1 protein-coding gene is annotated in these 309 nt (G+C 43.0%); it reads left to right on the top strand.

Translation table 11 applies throughout. The features are described 5' to 3' along the window. Positions 1-309, top strand: a 309-nt coding sequence (locus AA089_RS25410; RefSeq protein WP_162200479.1) for a hypothetical protein, incomplete at both ends; no start/stop codon positions are given.

The following is a 309-nucleotide window of genomic DNA, read 5'->3' as shown; positions in this document are numbered from 1 at the left end:
TGTGACTTATCATCCAACAGCGGCAGATGCTTTGGCAGGAACGGCAGCACTTGTCAACGGTTTTGAAAACACAACAGATCCACAAACGGTGTTTATCCGTGTGGAGAATACTGCTACGGAGTGTATCAACAGCAATAACATAGCAAGTTTAGAACTCAGTGTAGAGCCAATTCCAACAGCAACAGCACCGATAACACCTTTTGAGGTGTGTGCGGAAGATGAGATGAATCAGGATGTAGGAATCTTTGATCTTACCTCATTAGACACAGGAATTATAGACGGACAAACAGATATGGAAGTTGTCTACTA

The organism is Kordia jejudonensis (genome assembly GCF_001005315.1).
GTDB classification, from domain to species: domain Bacteria; phylum Bacteroidota; class Bacteroidia; order Flavobacteriales; family Flavobacteriaceae; genus Kordia; species Kordia jejudonensis.
The sequence above is the reverse complement of the archived record's forward strand: the minus strand, read 5'-3'. Positions and strand labels throughout refer to the sequence as shown.